Origin of the sequence: Bosea sp. 124 (assembly GCF_003046175.1) — a bacterium.
Taxonomy (GTDB): Bacteria; Pseudomonadota; Alphaproteobacteria; order Rhizobiales; family Beijerinckiaceae; genus Allobosea.
Genome location: NZ_PZZM01000001.1, coordinates 4,647,803 through 4,663,500, shown reverse-complemented (window position 1 = coordinate 4,663,500; position 15,698 = coordinate 4,647,803). Strand labels below are relative to the sequence as shown.

At 66.1% G+C, this 15,698-nt stretch carries 12 protein-coding genes and 1 pseudogene; 1 reads left to right on the top strand and 12 read right to left on the bottom strand.

What is annotated here, in order from left to right; all coding sequences use genetic code 11:
* Nucleotides 1-31: 31 nt before the first annotated feature.
* Nucleotides 32-1,837, bottom strand: coding sequence for a helix-turn-helix domain-containing protein (locus C8D03_RS22075; protein WP_108049714.1), 1,806 nt, complete (start codon nucleotides 1,835-1,837; stop codon nucleotides 32-34).
* 136 nt (nucleotides 1,838-1,973) lie between these two features.
* On the opposite strand from C8D03_RS22075, the gene C8D03_RS22070 reads away from it, so the two are divergent.
* Entirely contained in the window at nucleotides 1,974-2,579 is a 606-nt protein-coding gene (locus C8D03_RS22070) for an amino acid synthesis family protein (RefSeq protein WP_108049712.1), read from the top strand.
* Nucleotides 2,580-2,593: 14 nt separating this feature from the next.
* Here the strand turns inward: C8D03_RS22070 and C8D03_RS27190 are convergent.
* The 11 genes and pseudogenes from C8D03_RS27190 to C8D03_RS22020 form a co-directional block, all read right to left on the bottom strand.
* Nucleotides 2,594-2,778, bottom strand: a pseudogene (locus C8D03_RS27190) (transposase); the annotation flags it as partial.
* Nucleotides 2,779-2,841: 63 nt separating this feature from the next.
* Nucleotides 2,842-3,420, bottom strand: coding sequence for a DUF2478 domain-containing protein (locus tag C8D03_RS22065; protein ID WP_181301169.1), 579 nt, complete (start codon nucleotides 3,418-3,420; stop codon nucleotides 2,842-2,844).
* Nucleotides 3,421-3,442: 22 nt separating this feature from the next.
* Nucleotides 3,443-4,213 (bottom strand): carbonic anhydrase, encoded by a 771-nt coding sequence (locus C8D03_RS22060; protein WP_108049708.1) that lies wholly within the window; start codon nucleotides 4,211-4,213, stop codon nucleotides 3,443-3,445.
* The gene (locus C8D03_RS22055; protein WP_181301167.1) at nucleotides 4,213-4,779 is read right to left on the bottom strand and encodes a hemerythrin domain-containing protein; all 567 of its coding nucleotides are present in this window, start codon (nucleotides 4,777-4,779) and stop codon (nucleotides 4,213-4,215) included. Before C8D03_RS22055 ends, C8D03_RS22060 begins: the two co-directional genes overlap by 1 nt.
* Entirely contained in the window at nucleotides 4,766-5,107 is a 342-nt protein-coding gene (locus C8D03_RS22050) for a hypothetical protein (RefSeq protein WP_108049705.1), read from the bottom strand. The genes C8D03_RS22055 and C8D03_RS22050 overlap by 14 nt, the downstream gene beginning before the upstream one ends.
* A 9-nt stretch (nucleotides 5,108-5,116) precedes the next feature.
* A complete protein-coding gene (locus tag C8D03_RS22045; RefSeq protein WP_108049703.1) occupies nucleotides 5,117-5,965 on the bottom strand; it encodes a peptidylprolyl isomerase in 849 nt (282 codons plus the stop codon).
* 4 nt (nucleotides 5,966-5,969) lie between these two features.
* A complete protein-coding gene (narI, locus tag C8D03_RS22040) occupies nucleotides 5,970-6,701 on the bottom strand; it encodes a respiratory nitrate reductase subunit gamma (RefSeq protein WP_108049702.1) in 732 nt (243 codons plus the stop codon).
* 5 nt (nucleotides 6,702-6,706) lie between these two features.
* Complete coding sequence (narJ, locus tag C8D03_RS22035) at nucleotides 6,707-7,468, bottom strand: nitrate reductase molybdenum cofactor assembly chaperone (protein ID WP_108049700.1); 762 nt, start codon at nucleotides 7,466-7,468, stop codon at nucleotides 6,707-6,709.
* 1 nt (nucleotide 7,469) lies between these two features.
* The gene (gene narH, locus C8D03_RS22030) at nucleotides 7,470-8,996 is read right to left on the bottom strand and encodes a nitrate reductase subunit beta (protein ID WP_108051893.1); all 1,527 of its coding nucleotides are present in this window, start codon (nucleotides 8,994-8,996) and stop codon (nucleotides 7,470-7,472) included.
* Between the two features lie 14 nt (nucleotides 8,997-9,010).
* Complete coding sequence (locus tag C8D03_RS22025) at nucleotides 9,011-12,763, bottom strand: nitrate reductase subunit alpha (protein ID WP_108049698.1); 3,753 nt, start codon at nucleotides 12,761-12,763, stop codon at nucleotides 9,011-9,013.
* A 40-nt stretch (nucleotides 12,764-12,803) separates the two neighbouring features.
* Nucleotides 12,804-15,566 carry a nitrate/nitrite transporter gene (locus tag C8D03_RS22020; RefSeq protein ID WP_108049696.1) on the bottom strand — a complete coding sequence of 921 codons (2,763 nt, stop codon included), beginning with the start codon at nucleotides 15,564-15,566 and terminating at the stop codon, nucleotides 12,804-12,806.
* Nucleotides 15,567-15,698: the final 132 nt, after the last annotated feature.

Sequence of the window (15,698 nt, the reverse complement as noted above, 5' to 3'; positions counted from 1 at the left end):
GGAGGAAGGTTTCACAAAAGCTTCCGGCGCTTCAGGGGGCTGAAACGGTGCTGCTCTCGATGACGTGGTGCATTTTGAGAGCCAGTTCGAGTGTAAAGCGCCTTTCAGGCGTGTCGGCATTGATGTCGAACAATTCCTCGATCCGGGAGAGCCGGTAGCGCAAGGTGGTAACGTGCAGCCCCATGGCATCGGCGCAGGGCTGGCTGCGGCATCCGGCCCGGAGATAGGCCGCGAGCGTTTCGAGATAGGGCGTGCCCTGCTGTCGATCATGGGCAACGACGACACCGATACTGCCGTCGACGAAAGCCCGCACCTCGGCCGAGTCGGCCGCCCCGATCAGCATCGGCAGGGGGCCGAAGTCGAGCGCCGACAAGACGCCGCTTCGCCGGAAGCTGCGTGCGATCCGCAGCATACGCCAGGCGCGCTCCCATTCGCCCGAATAATCGTCGAGACCGAGGCAGACGCCGCCGATGATGGCGATCGGGTCGCCGCGGAAAACATGGCGCAGCGTTTCGATCAAACGCTGCGCGAAACGATCCAGCCGCTCGCGCCTGTCGCCGGCCTGTTCCGACAACAGGCAGACGAGGCCAGTTCCGATCGCGATGACATGGCTGCCCAGCCCATGCTGCCGGGCGAGGCGATGGACACTTTGATGCGCCTCCAGAGAGACGTCGCGCTCGCTGCCTGCCGCTCCGGGAAAGTCGACGACGAGCATGCGCAGCGGCCGGGAGAGCTGCAAACCCAGATGACGCGCCCGGCGCACGATGTCCTGCGGGTCGCGCCAGCGCCGCTCGACGATCTCGAAGAACAGCTCCGTCAGTGTGCGCGTCTCGAAGCGGAACCGGATCACGCTGCGCATCATCTGAACGCTCAGCGCGAATTTGGCGCTCTCCAGCATGAGCCGGCGCAGATCGTCGCCCTCCCCCTCCTCGAACAGGACAAGCGCGCCGACGATCTCGGCATCGACGCTCAGGGGCTCGATCACCGCCGCGAGCGTCAGCCTGCCAGCGGCGGCATCGAGGGCGATGGTGGTCGGCTTCGTGTCGCCACGGCCGGCCGCAGCCCTGACCGTCGAGACGATGGCATCGGCCTGCCCCGCCTCCAGCACGCCCTTCCACCCGACCGCATCATACGAGTCGGGCACGGGCGAACCTTCCGCGACGAGCCCGTTATCGGCGAAATCGACGACCATAACCGCGCATTGCAGGAGTTCGTGCAGCCGCGCCGCCAGAGCTTCGGTCGAGCCGCCCGACAGCACTTCCTGCAGCAGGCCGCCCTGGGCATGGAGCGCGCGGCGCTGCTCCTCGGCGGCATGCCGCTCGGCTCGCAAGCGATGCTCCCGTTCGACGGCGATCGCGCCGAGATGGGCGACCATGCCCATGAAGGCGAGGTCGTCCGAAGGCAGGGGCTTGACCACGCGCGACGCCAGGGTGAGGACCATGGGGCGCCCCTCGGCATCGACGCTGGTCAGCGGCATCACCAGAACCGAACGATAGTCGCGCTCAAAGGCCTCGCGCCGATAGCCCGGAAACTCGTCGGAGGCGCGCGCATCGGGAATATAGACCGGCTCTCCGGTCTGCAGCGCCACCAGCGCCGGGCTGGTCGCCAGCTCCCAGCGGTCTTCGAGCTTGCGGCGCAGCAGGGTCGGATCATGGCGGACAGAGACATGGGCATAGCCATGCGCCACGTCGACGGACATGATCGACCCCATGCTCCAGCCACCATGATCGCAAGCGGCCTTGGCCAGATCGAGCAGGATTCCGGGCAGATCGACACCGGCATTGATCCGGCTGGCCACCTCGCGCAGCGAATGCATCTGTGAAACGGGGCTGGCCATGTCACCTCGTCGAGCTGCCACCTTACTTAGCTTCGCAGCATGCGGGATGCTAGGCTTCCTAGCAATCGCAGGAAGACACTCGGCCGCGCGGCACTAGTTTCAACCGTTACTGAAGCCAAGTCGGCGGGAGAAGGCCATGGATATCGGTGTGCGTAAGATCGCGACCTTCGTCGAGGAGACGATGATCGAGGGCGGCAAAGCGGCACCGCGGCCGATCACCATGGTGGTTGTCGCAGCCGTGGTGAAGAATCCCTGGGCTGGCCAGGGCTTCGTCGAGAACCTTCGCCCCGAGATCCTGCGTATTGCGCGCCCGCTCGGTCTGGAGATGACCCGGCGGCTGACCGCCGTACTGCCGAACGAGCGCGTCGAGGCCTATGGCAAGGCTGCGATCGTCGGCGTCAATGGCGAGATCGAGCATGCCTCGGCACTGATCCACACCCTGCGTTTCGGCAATACATTCCGTGAAGCGGTTTCGGGCTCGACCTTCCTGAGCTTCACCAACACCCGGACCGCGCCGGGAGCGCTGATCTCGCTGCCGATGATCCACAAGAGCGAAACCGGCAAGCGCTCGCATTTCATCACGGCAACCTTCCAGATCGCCGATGCTCCGGGTCCCGACGAGGTCCTGGTTGCGATCGGTGCATCGGACGGTGGCCGCGCGCATCCGCGCATCGCCGACCGTTTCGAGGACATGAAGGAAATGGAGGCGGAGCGGACTGTCAGCGAGGCTGCCAGCGCGTGACCTGTCGAGATTGAACCGCGCCCGGGAAAGGCCTGACCTGAATCGGCGGCGAACTCCTTGACCCATCCGCGCGGCGCGTTCTCGGGATCTACGGATCCCGAGATGCCTGCGCAACGCTCACCCCTCGGTCCCTGACCAGGCGAACTGCCTCGATCTTCAACTCACGCCCGAATGTCCGTTGCTGGCTACGCGACCGCAGGCTTCATGCCCCCCATCGCGGAGTTCCCGGAACCGGCGGCAGGTCAGTTCGCCGGAAACGCCTTCAGGACAGCATCCGCTGCGAGGCGACGCCCTGCTTCGTGGCATCGGCTGGATGGCTTCCCAGTCCGAGTGCGTCGCAAAGGCTGCGGCCGTCAGTCGGCAGGCAAGCGAGATCGAACTCCCGCGTCATCTCGCCGGCGAAGTGGCGCCAGCTCTCGATGTTGCGCCAGGGCACGGCGATCAACAGCGGCAGCTCGGCCTCGATGGCCTCGGCGATCAGAGGGCGGAAGCCTGCCCCTTCCGCTTCGGTCTTGCCGAACTTGTTCAGGATGACCAGGTCCGGCCGGGTGTCGAGCGCCGCCCGCACGATCTGCATCGCGCCCAGCAACTGGTCGACGTCGAGCGCGCAGCCCCGCGCCAGCGGGCCGCGATCCTGCGATATCCCCATCAGCTCGCCGCTCGCCAGCTCCTCCAGGATCATGTCGCAGCGCGATCGACCGGGGCGCGGCGTGTTGTGTTGCACCAGCCCGGCGAGCTTGCAGCCCCGCTGCAGCAATTCGAGGGCGACCGCCCGCAATGCCCGGTCGGCGGTATCGCTGTCGGTATAGGTCAGGGCCGTGATGAGTTCGTTGTCTTGCATCGGGATCGCTCTTGTCTCGTGGTCAGCCTTGATGCGGCGGATTGCGGTCGCCCGCCCTGCAGCAGGGTGGATTCGAGGCGTCGTGTTCGGGCAGGCTCCCGAACGCATCGAGTGCCTGACGCCGGAGGGCACTCACCGCTTCCGCCGGGTGGAGGACGCGATGGTCGATCGAGGGAAGCCGGTCGCGCTGGCCGATCGAGGAAAGATGCGGCCCGAGATCGCGCAGCAGGCCGTCCTCGATCGCGTAGATCCAGCCATGCAGATGGAGTTCCTGGCCGCGGGCCCAGGCGTTCTCCACGATGGGCGTCTGCGCGAGGCGGCGAACCTGCATCTCGACATTGATCTCGCACATCCGGTCGAGCCGAGCCGCCTCGTCGGGTATCCGTTCGAAGGTCTCCATGTGCTTGCGGTGCAGCATCGAGATGGGCTGGAGCCAGTGGTCCAGCATGGCCCCGCGTTCCGTCACCAGAGCCCGCTGGACACCGCCGCAACCGTAATGCCCGCAGACGATGATGTGCTCGACCCTCAGCTGCTCGACGGCATATTCGATCACCGACAGGATGTTCATGTCGCTGGTATGGACGACATTGGCGATGTTGCGGTGGACGAAGACCTCGCCGGGATCGAGGCCGAGCACGTCGTTGGCCGTGACGCGGCTGTCGGAGCAGCCGATCCAGAAATAACGCGGCGCCTGCTGCTCGGCCATGCGCCGGAAGAACTGCGGATCGTCCCGGGTCTTCGACTGGGCCCAGGTCACGTTGCGGTCGAAGAGATGGTCGAGAGTGCGCGACATCAGGCGGGCACTCCGCGCCGGTCCCGCATCGACCGGCTCATGGTCCTGAGATCGCCGCGCGTCAGCCGGATGCGGGCGATCGCGAGCACGATGCCGTTCTCGGCCGCCAGATGATGATGCTCGCTCGCGGCATAGTCGAGCAACAGCTTGCGGCCCGCTCGTCCGAGCTTGACGGAATCCTCGCCGGGGCGCGCCACCAGCATCTCGATGATGGCCTCGACCATCACCCGGGACTGGCGGTGGTCTTCGGCGAGGCGCGCCAGCGCACCAGCAAGATCGTCCTCCGGCAGGGCGCGCCGGAGCAGCAGCGGGAACAGATCCTCCTCCTCGTCGCGGTGGTGCAGGCCGAGATCGCGGCGAAGATAGGCGACGACCGCATCAACCTCCGCGCGGTCGACGCGCCCCTGCTGGGCAAAGCGGCGCATCGCGGCACACAGGCTGCGCTGCCGGAAATGATCGACCAGAATGTATTCCAGCGGAGCATCGAGCAGGGTCGCAGGGACGGGTTCGGCGAAGGTCTTGCCCGTGCCGGCCTGGCCGGGAGGCGGCGCCTCATCGGTGCTCATCGCAGCCCCCGGAACCGCATGCGCAACCGCCTGCGGCCGGGGCGGGTGCCGCATCGCGCGCCAGCGCCCAGCGCAGCATCTTGCCGAGCACCACCCGGCCGGGATCGTCGGCGCGCTCGATCGCGGTCATCAGCGCCAGCCAGTCCTCGTCGCCGGCCTGCGCGGCATAGCGGCGCGACGCGTTGGCGACGTATTCGCCTGGCGTCTCGTCATGTTGTTCACCCATCGCCTGGATCTCGGCGAGCAGGACGAGATCGCCCAGCGCGTCGAGAGCCACGGCTGCATCGCTCTCGTCCGACAACCGGGTCAGGAGCACACCGAGCTGCATGGCAGCCTCCTACTGAACGAGCGGAGAAGGGCTGGCGGCGATCTCGACGCCGACGATCTCGGCGCGGCCGGCCAGAATCGCGATGTATTGCTGGATCGCCATGCGCCGAACCTTTTCATCCAGCCAGGCGGCGATACGAGGCCGCACGCCCTCGAACGGCAGGGGTTGGCCGGCGATACGGCGCTCGATCCAGACGATGTGGAAACCGTAGCGGGTCTCGACCGGCTCCTCGCCGACCGAACCCACCGGCAGGCGACCCAGCGCCGTCTCGAACTCGGGCACCGTCTGGCCGGGGCCGATCTGCCCGAGATGGCCGCCAGTCTGCCCGGAGGGGCAGGCCGAGACCGCGGCCGCCAGATCGGCGAAACAGCCGGGCTCCTGCTGGATCTGCAGGATCAGCAAGGCGGCCTGGCGGCGTGCCTCGTTCCGGGCCGGCGCATCGCCGGGCGCGGCCGGCAGCAGGATATGCCGCGCCTCGATGATCGCCGGTGACTGGAAGCGCGCGCGATTGGCCTCGAAATAGCGTCTGCAGCTGGCCTCGTCGGCCTCGGGCGTGACCACCTCCCGCTCCACGAGCTGGCGGACGAGCGCCTCCTCCTCGGTTTCGCGCCTCCCCTCCTCGTCCGTGGCGGGCTCGGGATCGAGCGCGAGGCGGCGCGCCTCCTGCAGCAGCAGTTCGCGCACGACCAGCGCCCGGGCGGCCGACTGCCAGGCCTCGATCGGCTTGGCGGCCGGATGATTTTGGGTCTCCTGCGCGATCGCCGCGCGGGGGATGGCGATGCCGTTGACGCTGACGGTCTTCGGCTTGGCCGAAATGGCGGGCTTGACCGCGCAGGCGGCAGAAGCGGGGCTTGTCATCGGCTCACTCCGCCGGCTGGCTGGGGGACCGGCCGGCGGGGCCAGCCGTCAGCACGCGCCGTGTCCGCACGACCTGAAAGCCTCTCCGGCCGAGATACCAGACCGGGGCCGACCAGATATGGACCAGCCGCGAGAACGGAAAGATCAGGAAGATCGTCATGCCCAGCACGAGATGGGTGAGATAGGGCCAGTCCAGCCCCTGCAGCGTCTTCGCCTCGACCGGCTGCAGCGTCAGGATGCCCTGGGCCCAGTGCGACAGCACCAACATCGCCGAGCCGTCCGAATGCGTCAGCGAATAGGGCAGCGTGATCAGCCCGAGGCTGAGCTGGACCCAGAGGATGCCGAGGATGGCGAGGTCCATGACGGTCGAGGTCTGCCGCACGCGGCGGTCGAACAGGCGCCGATGCAGCAGCAGGCTCAGCCCGATGAAGCAGATCGTCCCGGCGATGCCGCCGGCGACGATGGCGATGAACTGCTTCTGCGGCACGGTCAGCACGAGGGTGTAGACCGCGGTCGGCGTCAGCAGCCCGACCGTGTGGCCGAGCAGCAGGAACAGGATGCCGAAATGGAACAGGTTGGAGCCCCACCAGAGCTGACGCTTGCGCAGGAGCTGGCTGGAACTCGCCTTCCAGCTGTACTGCTCGCGGTCGAACCGGATCAGGCTGCCCACCAGGAAGGTCGTCAGGCAGAAATAGGGATACCAGACGAAGAGGATGTGAAAGATCGTGTCGCGCATTGTCTTCAGGCTCCCCTGCGGGCCGCGTTGCCGGAATGGGTCACGGTCATGCGGGGGCCGCCGCCGGGAACCGGCTCCAGGCCCGGCGCAGGCCGGCGTGCCTGCCGGAGCTTCGCCGACAGCGTGTCCTTGCCGCAGTCATCGGCGGCGGCGCCGGGTCCGAAGAGCACCTCCTCCTCGGCCCAGGCGACATCGAGTGCTTCGAGATCGTCCGGCTCCGGATCGGGCTCGGCCAGCAAGCGCTCGATCATCGCGGCATCCGGTTTGGCCTGGCTCAGCCGGGCGAGCGCGGCGAACACCGCCTCATAGGGTGAGCTGCGCTTGCGCAGGCGTTCGCGCAGCGCCGCGAAGACATGGGCCGGCTGGCCGATGAGTTCGACCGCCTCCGTCGCCGTACGGGTCGCGGCATATTCGAGGAAGAGCGGCAGGAAATCCGGCAGCTCGGTCACGGTCGGCGTGTAGCCGCCATCCTCATAGACCTTGATCAGATCAACCATCGCCTGCCCGCGATCGCGGCTTTCGCCATGGACATGCTCGAACAGATGCAGCGACAGCGCCCGCGTCCGGTCGAAGAGCAGGATATAGCGCTCCTGCATGTCCATCAGGTCGCCGGCGGCGAGATCGTCGATCAGCGCCGCCAGAGCGCGCCGCTCCGCCTTCGGCAGCACGGCCTCGCGGTCGAGCACGCCGAGCAATTCGTCGCGGGCGGCCAGCAGCTCTTCGGTCGGGTAGGACAGGAGCGCGGAGAGGACCTTCAGCGTCTTCATCTCAAAGCGCTCCCATCTTCGGCTTGTCGTTCTTGGCCTTCACGCCGCCGAACAGGTTGACGCTCGTATCCGAAGGCAGGCAGCCGTCCCCGAAGCTGAAGCCGCAATTGCCGCGCAGTTCGTAGGCGTCCTCGGTGACCTCGCGATGGGTGGTGGGGATGACGAAGCGGTCTTCGTAATTGGCGATCGCCATCACATGGTACATCGCCTCGATCTGCTCCGGCGTGAGCCCGACACGGCGCGCGACGGCCTCGTCGATCACGCCGTCGACCGTCTTGGCGCGCATATAGGCCCGCATCGCCAACATGCGCTCAAGCCCTCTCGCGACCGGCGCCTCGTCACCTGCCGTCAGGAGATTGGCGAGATATTTCAGCGGGATGCGGAGGGATTTGACATCAGGCATGCCGCCGTCGATGCCCATCTTGCCCGCTTCCGCCGCCGCCGTGATCGGCGAGAGCGGCGGCACGTACCAGACCATCGGCAGCGTGCGGTATTCCGGGTGGAGCGGAAACGCGACCTTCCAGTCCATCGCCATTTTCCAGATCGGCGACTGGCGCGCGGCCTCGAGCCAGGCCTCCGATATGCCGTCGGCACGGGCCTGGGCGATCACCGCCGGATCGTTCGGATCCATGAAGATCTTGAGCTGGGCCTCATAGAGATCCTGCTCGGACGCCGTCGAGGCCGCCTCCTCGATCCGGTCGGCGTCGTAGAGCATGACGCCGAGATAGCGGATGCGCCCGACGCAGGTTTCCGAGCAGACGGTCGGCTGGCCGGCCTCGATCCGCGGATAGCAGAAGATGCACTTCTCGGACTTGCCCGAAGACCAGTTGAAATAGATCTTCTTGTAGGGGCAGCCGGAGACGCACATGCGCCAGCCCCGGCACTTGTCCTGGTCGATCAGGACGATGCCGTCCTCCTCGCGCTTGTAGATCGCGCCCGAGGGACAGGCCGCCGCGCAGGTTGGGTTGAGGCAGTGCTCGCACAGCCTCGGCAGGTACATCATGAAGGTGTTTTCGAACTGGCCGTACATCTCCTTCTGGACGCCTTCGAAATTGGCGTCCTTGGAGCGCTTGGCGAACTCACCGCCCAGGATCTCCTCCCAGTTCGGCCCCCATTCGATCTTCTCCATGCGTTCGCCGGTGATCAGCGAGCGCGGGCGAGCGGTCGGGAAGGCCTCTAGCTCGGGCGCCTTCTGGAGGTGCTCGTAGTCGAAGGTGAAGGGCTCGTAGTAGTCGTCGATCTCCGGCATGTTCGGATTGGCGAAGATGTTCGCCAGGATCCGCCATTTGCCGCCGATCTTCGGCTCGATCTTGCCGTTCGACTTGCGGCGCCAGCCGCCCTTCCACTTGTCCTGGTTCTCCCAGTCCTTCGGATAGCCGATGCCGGGCTTGGTCTCGACGTTGTTGAACCAGGCGTATTCCATGCCCTCGCGGTTCGTCCAAACGTTCTTGCAGGTGACCGAGCAGGTATGGCAGCCGATGCACTTGTCGAGATTGAGCACCATGCCGATCTGAGCGCGGATTTTCATCGTGGTCGTCCCTTTCACTCGGCGGCTTGGGCGGGGATGGCGGCGATCGCGGCGTCCCTGTGGGGCCGCTCCAGCCAGTCGACGGTCTTGACCTTGCGGATCACCACGAACTCGTCGCGGTTGGTTCCGATCGTGCCGTAGTAGTTGAAGTCGTAGGCGAGTTGCGCATAGCCGCCGATCATGTGCGTCGGGTTGAGGACGATGCGCGTGACCGAGTTGTGGATGCCGCCGCGATTGCCGGTCATCTCCGAGCCCGGCACGTTCACGATCTTTTCCTGCGCGTGGTACATGAAGAGCGTGCCGTCCTTCATGCGCTGCGAGACCACGGCGCGCGCGACGAGCGAGCCATTGCTGTTGAAGGCCTCGACCCAGTCGTTGTCGACGATTCCGGCGCGCTTGGCGTCGGTCTCGCTGAGCCAGACGATCGGGCCGCCGCGCGACAGCGTCAGCATCATCAGATTGTCGGTATAGGTGGAGTGGATGCCCCACTTCTGATGCGGCGTGATGAAGTTGAGGACGATCTGCTTCTCGCCGTTCGGCTTGAGATCGATCACGGGAGCGACCGAACGCAGGTCGAGCGGCGGGCGGTAGACGCACAACCCGGCGCCGAAGGCGCGCATCCAGAGATGGTCCTGGTAGAGCTGCTGGCGGCCGGTCAGCGTCCGCCACGGGATCAGTTCGTGGACATTCGTGTAGCCGGCGTTGTAGCAGACCTTCTCGCTCTCCAGCCCCGACCAGGTCGGCGCCGAGATGATCTTGCGCGGCTGGGCGACGACGTCGCGGAAGCGGATCTTCTCGTCTTCCTTGGGCAACGCCAGATGGGCGTGCTCGCGGCCGGTCGCCTTGCCGAGGGCTTCCCAGGCCTTGACCGCGACCTCGCCATTGGTCTCCGGCGCCAGCATCAGGATCATCTCGGCGGCGTCGATGTCGCTGACGATCCGGGCGAGGCCCTTGTTCGCACCCTCGAGATGCACGCCGTTCAGCGCCTTGAGATGCTCGACCTCATGGCCGGTCTTCCAGGCCATGCCCTTGATGCCGTTGCCGATCGTGTCCATCAGCGGGCCGAGCGCGGTGAAGCGGGCATAGAGATTGGGATAGTCGCGCTCGACCACGGCGACCACCGGCATGGTCTTGCCGGGGATCGGCTCGCACTCGCCCTTCTTCCAGTCCTTCGGCTCGAAGGGCTGGGCGATCTCGTTGGCGCTGTCGTGCTTGATCGGGTTGAGAACGACGTCCTTCTCGACGCCGAGCACCTCGGGCGCGACCTTCGAGAAGGCCTTGGCCAGACCCTTGTAGATTTCCCAGTCCGAGCGCGCCTCCCAAGCCGGATCCACCGCGCCGGTCAGCGGGTGGATGAAGGGGTGCATGTCGGAGGTGTTGAGGTCGTTCTTCTCGTACCAGGTGGCGGTCGGCAGGACGATGTCGGAGTAGACGCAGGTCGTCGACATGCGGAAGTCGAGCGTGACCAACAGGTCGAGCTTTCCCTCCGGCGCATGCTCGTGCCAGACGGCTTCCGTCGAGCGCGCCCTGCCCTCCTGCCCGAGATCCTTGCCGAGCACGCCATGGGTCGTGCCGAGCAGATGCTTCAGGAAATACTCGTGGCCCTTGCCCGAGGAGCCGAGCAGGTTCGAGCGCCAGACGAAGAGGTTGCGGGGCCAGTTGACCGGCTTGTCGGGGTCCTCGCAGGACAGCTTCAGCGAGCCGTCCTTCAGTGATTTGGCGACATAGTCCTTGGCGTCCATGCCGGCGGCGGCGGCGTCCTTCGCCACCTGCAACGGATTGGTCTCCAGTTGTGGCGCGGACGGCAGCCAACCCATCCGCTCGGCGCGGATGTTGTAGTCGATCAGCGCGCCGTCCCACGGCCCTTCCGGCGCCGTCGGCGAAACCAGATCGCCGACCCGCACGGTCTCGTAGCGCCACTGGTCGGTATGGGCATAGAAGGCCGAGGTCGAGTTCTGCTGGCGCGGCGGACGGCCCCAGTCCAGCGCGAAGGCGAGCGGCGCCCAGCCGGCCTGCGGCCTGAGCTTCTCCTGGCCGACATAATGCGCCCAGCCGCCCCCCGACTGGCCGACGCAGCCGCACATGACCAGCATGTTGATCACGCCGCGGTAGTTCATGTCGGCGTGGTACCAGTGGTTCATCGCTGCGCCGATGATGATCATCGAGCGGCCCTTGGTCTTCTCGGCATTGGTGGCAAATTCGCGCGCCACCTGGATGATCTTGTCGCGCGAGACGCCGGTGATCTTCTCGGCCCAGGCCGGGGTATAGGGCGTGTCGTCATCCAGCGAAGAGGCGACATTGTCGCCGCCATAGCCGCAATCGACGCCGTAATTGGCGAGGAAGAGGTCATGGACGGAGGCGACGAGCGTCTCGCCATCGGCGAGCGCCAGCCGCTTCACCGGCAGCCGGCGCTTCAGCACGCTGCCATGGTCGGTCGAGGCGAAATGCTCGTGCTCGATGTTGCCGAAATAGGGAAAGGCGACCTCGGCCAGATCGTCCTTGATCCCGGCGAGCGAGAGACGGAGCTTCGTTTGCACGCCGGCGGCGTCCTTCTCCTCCAGGTTCCACTTGCCGCTCTCGCCCCAGCGGAATCCGATCGTGCCGCCCGGAACGACGATCTTGCCGGAGGTCTCGTCGAACGCCACCGTCTTCCAATCGGGATTGTTGGCCTCGCCGAGGCCGGCGTCGAAATCCGACGCGCGGACGAAGCGGTCCGGGACGAGATCGTCGCCCTGCTTCACCAGCTTCACCAGCATCGGCATGTCGCTGTACTGGCGGACATAATCGCGGAAATATGCCGCCTGCCGGTCGACGTGATATTCCTTCAGGATGACGTGGCCCATCGCCATCGCCAGCGCCGAATCCGTGCCCTGCTTCACGCTCAGCCAGATATCGCCGAACTTGGAGGCCTCGGAATAGTCCGGGCAGATCACCGCGCTCTTCATGCCGCGATAGCGGGCCTCGGTGTAGAAATGCGCGTCCGGCGTGCGGGTCTGGGGCACGTTCGAGCCCCACAGGATGATGAAGCCGGCATTGTACCAGTCGGCCGATTCCGGCACGTCGGTCTGTTCGCCCCAGGTCTGCGGCGAGGCCGGCGGCAGGTCACAATACCAGTCGTAGAACGACATGCAGACGCCGCCCATCAGCGACAGATAGCGCGAGCCTGCGGCATAGGAGACCATCGACATCGCCGGGATCGGCGAGAAGCCGAACACCCGGTCGGGGCCGTAGGTCTTGGCCGTATAGGCGTTGGCCGTGGCGACGATCTCGGTCACCTCGTCCCAGGTCGCCCGCACGAAGCCGCCATGGCCGCGCTTGGTGGTATAGGCGGCGCGCTTCTCCGGATTCTCGACGATGCTCTTCCAGGCCGCGACCGGCGTCAGGGTGGCGCGAGCCTCGCGCCAGAGCTTCAGCAGCCGGGCGCGGATCAGCGGGTATTTCACCCGGTTGCCGGAGTAGAGATACCAGCTATAGGACGCCCCGCGCGAACAGCCGCGCGGCTCGTGGTTCGGCAGGTCCGGCCGCGTCCGCGGATAGTCGGTCTGCTGCGTTTCCCAAGTGACGATCCCGCCCTTGACGTAGATCTTCCAGGAGCAGGAGCCGGTGCAGTTGGCGCCGTGGGTGGAGCGCACGATCTTGTCGTGCTGCCAGCGCTTGCGGTAGCCGTCCTCCCAGCGCCGGTCCTCGCTGGTCATGACGCCGTGGCCGTTCGAGAAAGGCTCGGAGACCTTGTTGAAGAAGGTCAGGCGGTCGAGAAAATGGCTCATATCGGACCCCTCATGGGAAATCGGAAGCGGAGGGCGAAGATCATTCGGCCGGTGCCGGGACAGGCCTTGCGGAAGCGGCCGGCAGGCCGTGCTCGACATCGAAGAGCAGGCCGCCGCGGCGCGTGTAGAACCACCAGGTGATCGCGATGCAGCTCAGATAGAAGCCGAGGAAGCCGTAGAGCGCCGCCTCCGCCCCGCCCGTCATCGTGATCGAGGTGCCGAAGCTCTTCGGGATGAAGAAGGCGCCGTAAGCCGCGATCGCCGAGGTGAAGCCGATGATGGCGGCCGCCTCCTTGTCGGACTGCTTGACGCGCTCGGGCGCGGTCATGCCCGGCTCGAGGCGCGCGACCTCGAGCCGCATGATCGCCGGGATCATCTGGAAGGTGGAGGCGTTGCCGATCCCGGTCGCGGCGAACAGGAACAGGAAGCTCGCGAAGAACACCGGGAAGGCGCTCGCACTGCCCTTCATGCCGATCGCGTAAAGCACGCCGACGACGCCGAGGCTCATCGCGATGAACACCCAGAAGGTGATCCGGCCGCCGCCGATCCGGTCACAGGCCTTGCCCGAAACCGCGCGTGAGACAGCTCCGACCAACGGGCCGAGGAAGGCGTATTGCAGGGCATTGATCTCGGGAAACAGAATCTTCGAGAGCAGCGGGAAGGCCGCCGAGAAGCCGATGAAGGAACCGAAGGTGCCGGTATAGAGCCAGCACATGATCCAGTTATGCGCCCGCCGGAAGATCACAGACTGGTCGGCGAAGGAGGCCTTCATCGTCGCGATGTCGTTCATCCCGAACCAGGCCGCGAAGGCCGAGGCGACGATGAAGGGCACGAAGACGAAGCCGGCATTCTGCAGCCAGAGCGTCGAGGTCACCCCCGCGACGGTCGCCGTCTGCGGCGCGCCGCCGAGCGCTCCGAAGACACCGGCGGTGATCGCAAGCGGAACCACGAACTGGACCACGCTGACGCCGAGATTGCCGAGGCCGGCATTGATGGCGAGCGCATTGCCCTTCTCCGCCTTGGGAAAGAAGAAGGAGATGTTGGCCATCGAGGAGGCGAAGTTGCCGCCGCCGAAGCCGCAGAGCAGCGCGAGGCCGAGGAAGATCCAGTAGGGCGTGTCGGGGCTTTGCACGGCGAAGCCCATGCCGAGCGCCGGGATCAGCAGCGACCAGGTCGCGAGCGTCGTCCAGAGCCGGCCGCCGAAGATCGCGGGCATGAAGCTGTAGAAGATCCGCAGCGTCGCGCCCGACAGCCCCGGCAGCGAGGCGAGCCAGAAGAGCTGCTCGTTGGTAAAGGCGAAGCCGACGCTCGGCAGCTTGGCCACGACGACCGACCAGACCATCCAGACAGCGAAGGAGAGCAGCAGGCAAGGCACGGAGATCCAGAGGTTGCGCCGGGCGACCGCCCTGCCCGTCTGGTCCCAGAAGGCCTTGTCCTCGGGCCGCCAGTCCTGGATCGCTCCCTTGGCGGCGAGCGCGCCCTTCTGCGCCGCGCCATGGACGGCCTGCATCTCGGGCAGTTCTGGCAGGTTCTGGACCGGCACGCCGGCCATGGCGGCGGCCTTCTCCATCTGCCGGACTGCCACATGCATCCAGACCAGCGAGACGGCCGCGATCAGGAAGAGCAGCCAGAAACAGCTCTGCCAGACGCCGGTGAGGTCGTTCAGCGCGCCGAAGGCGATCGGCAGCACGAAGCCGCCGAGACCGCCGACGAGGCCGACGACACCGCCCACGGCGCCGACGCGGTCAGGATAATAGACCGGGATGTGCTTGTAGACCGCGGCCTTTCCCAGGCTCATGAAGAAGCCGAGAACGAAGGAGACGGCGATGAAGCCGCCCAGGCTCATCCGCGTCGAGAACGCGATCGGGCCCCGGATGCCCTCGATCACATACTGCGTCGGCGGATAGGCGAGCACGAAGGTGCAGACGACCGCGACCAGGAAGGTCCAGTACATGATCGTGCGCGCGCCGTACTTGTCCGAGAGATGCCCGCCATAGGCCCTGAAGACCGAAGCCGGGATCGAGTACATCGCGCCGACCATGCCGGCCGCGGCGATGTCGAGGCCGTAGACGCCGATCAGATAGCGCGGCAGCCAGAGCGCCAGCGCCACGAACCCGCCGAAGACAAAGAAATAGTAGAGCGAGAAGCGCCAGACCTGGATATTCTTCAGCGGCTCCATCATCGCCGAAAGCGGCTCGGGCTTCTGGCCGGAGGCGCGGCGGCGGGCGAGGTCCGGATCGTCCTTGGTGAAGAGGAAGAAGATCACGGCGGTGATCGCGAGCACGGCCGCCCAGACGAGCGCCACCGTCTTCCAGCCATAGGCGATCATGATCACCGGGGCGGCGAATTTGGTCACCGCAGCGCCGACATTGCCCGCGCCGAAGATGCCGAGCGCCGTGCCCTGCTTCTCCTTGGGGTACCACTTCGCGACATAGGCGACGCCGACCGAGAACGATCCGCCGGCGATGCCGACGCCAAGCGCCGCGATCAAGAAGGTGGTGTAGTCGTAAGCGTAGGTGAGCAGCGCGGTCATGATGGCCGCGGAGATCATGGTGATCGTGTAGACGACCCGCCCGCCATACTGGTCGGACCAGATGCCGAGAAGCAGGCGGATCAGCGAGCCGGTCAGGATCGGCGTGCCGACGAGCAGGCCGAACTGCGTTTCCGAAAGACCGAGGTCCTTCTTGATCTGGATTCCGATGATCGCGAAGATCGTCCAGACCGCGAAGCAGACCGTGAATGCGATGGTGGACAGCCAGAGCGCCCGGCGTTGTTCAGATGGTGAGACCGCGGCGCCGACCATGTCCGTTCTCCTTCACGACGGCATCAAAGATTAGGCGGACGATCTCCCTGCCCCGGGGCAATTATCTTTGATACAAATCAAGAGTTCGGAGGGCGCGTGGACTTTCAAGAACGCCCGGATTCTTTGTCAAAG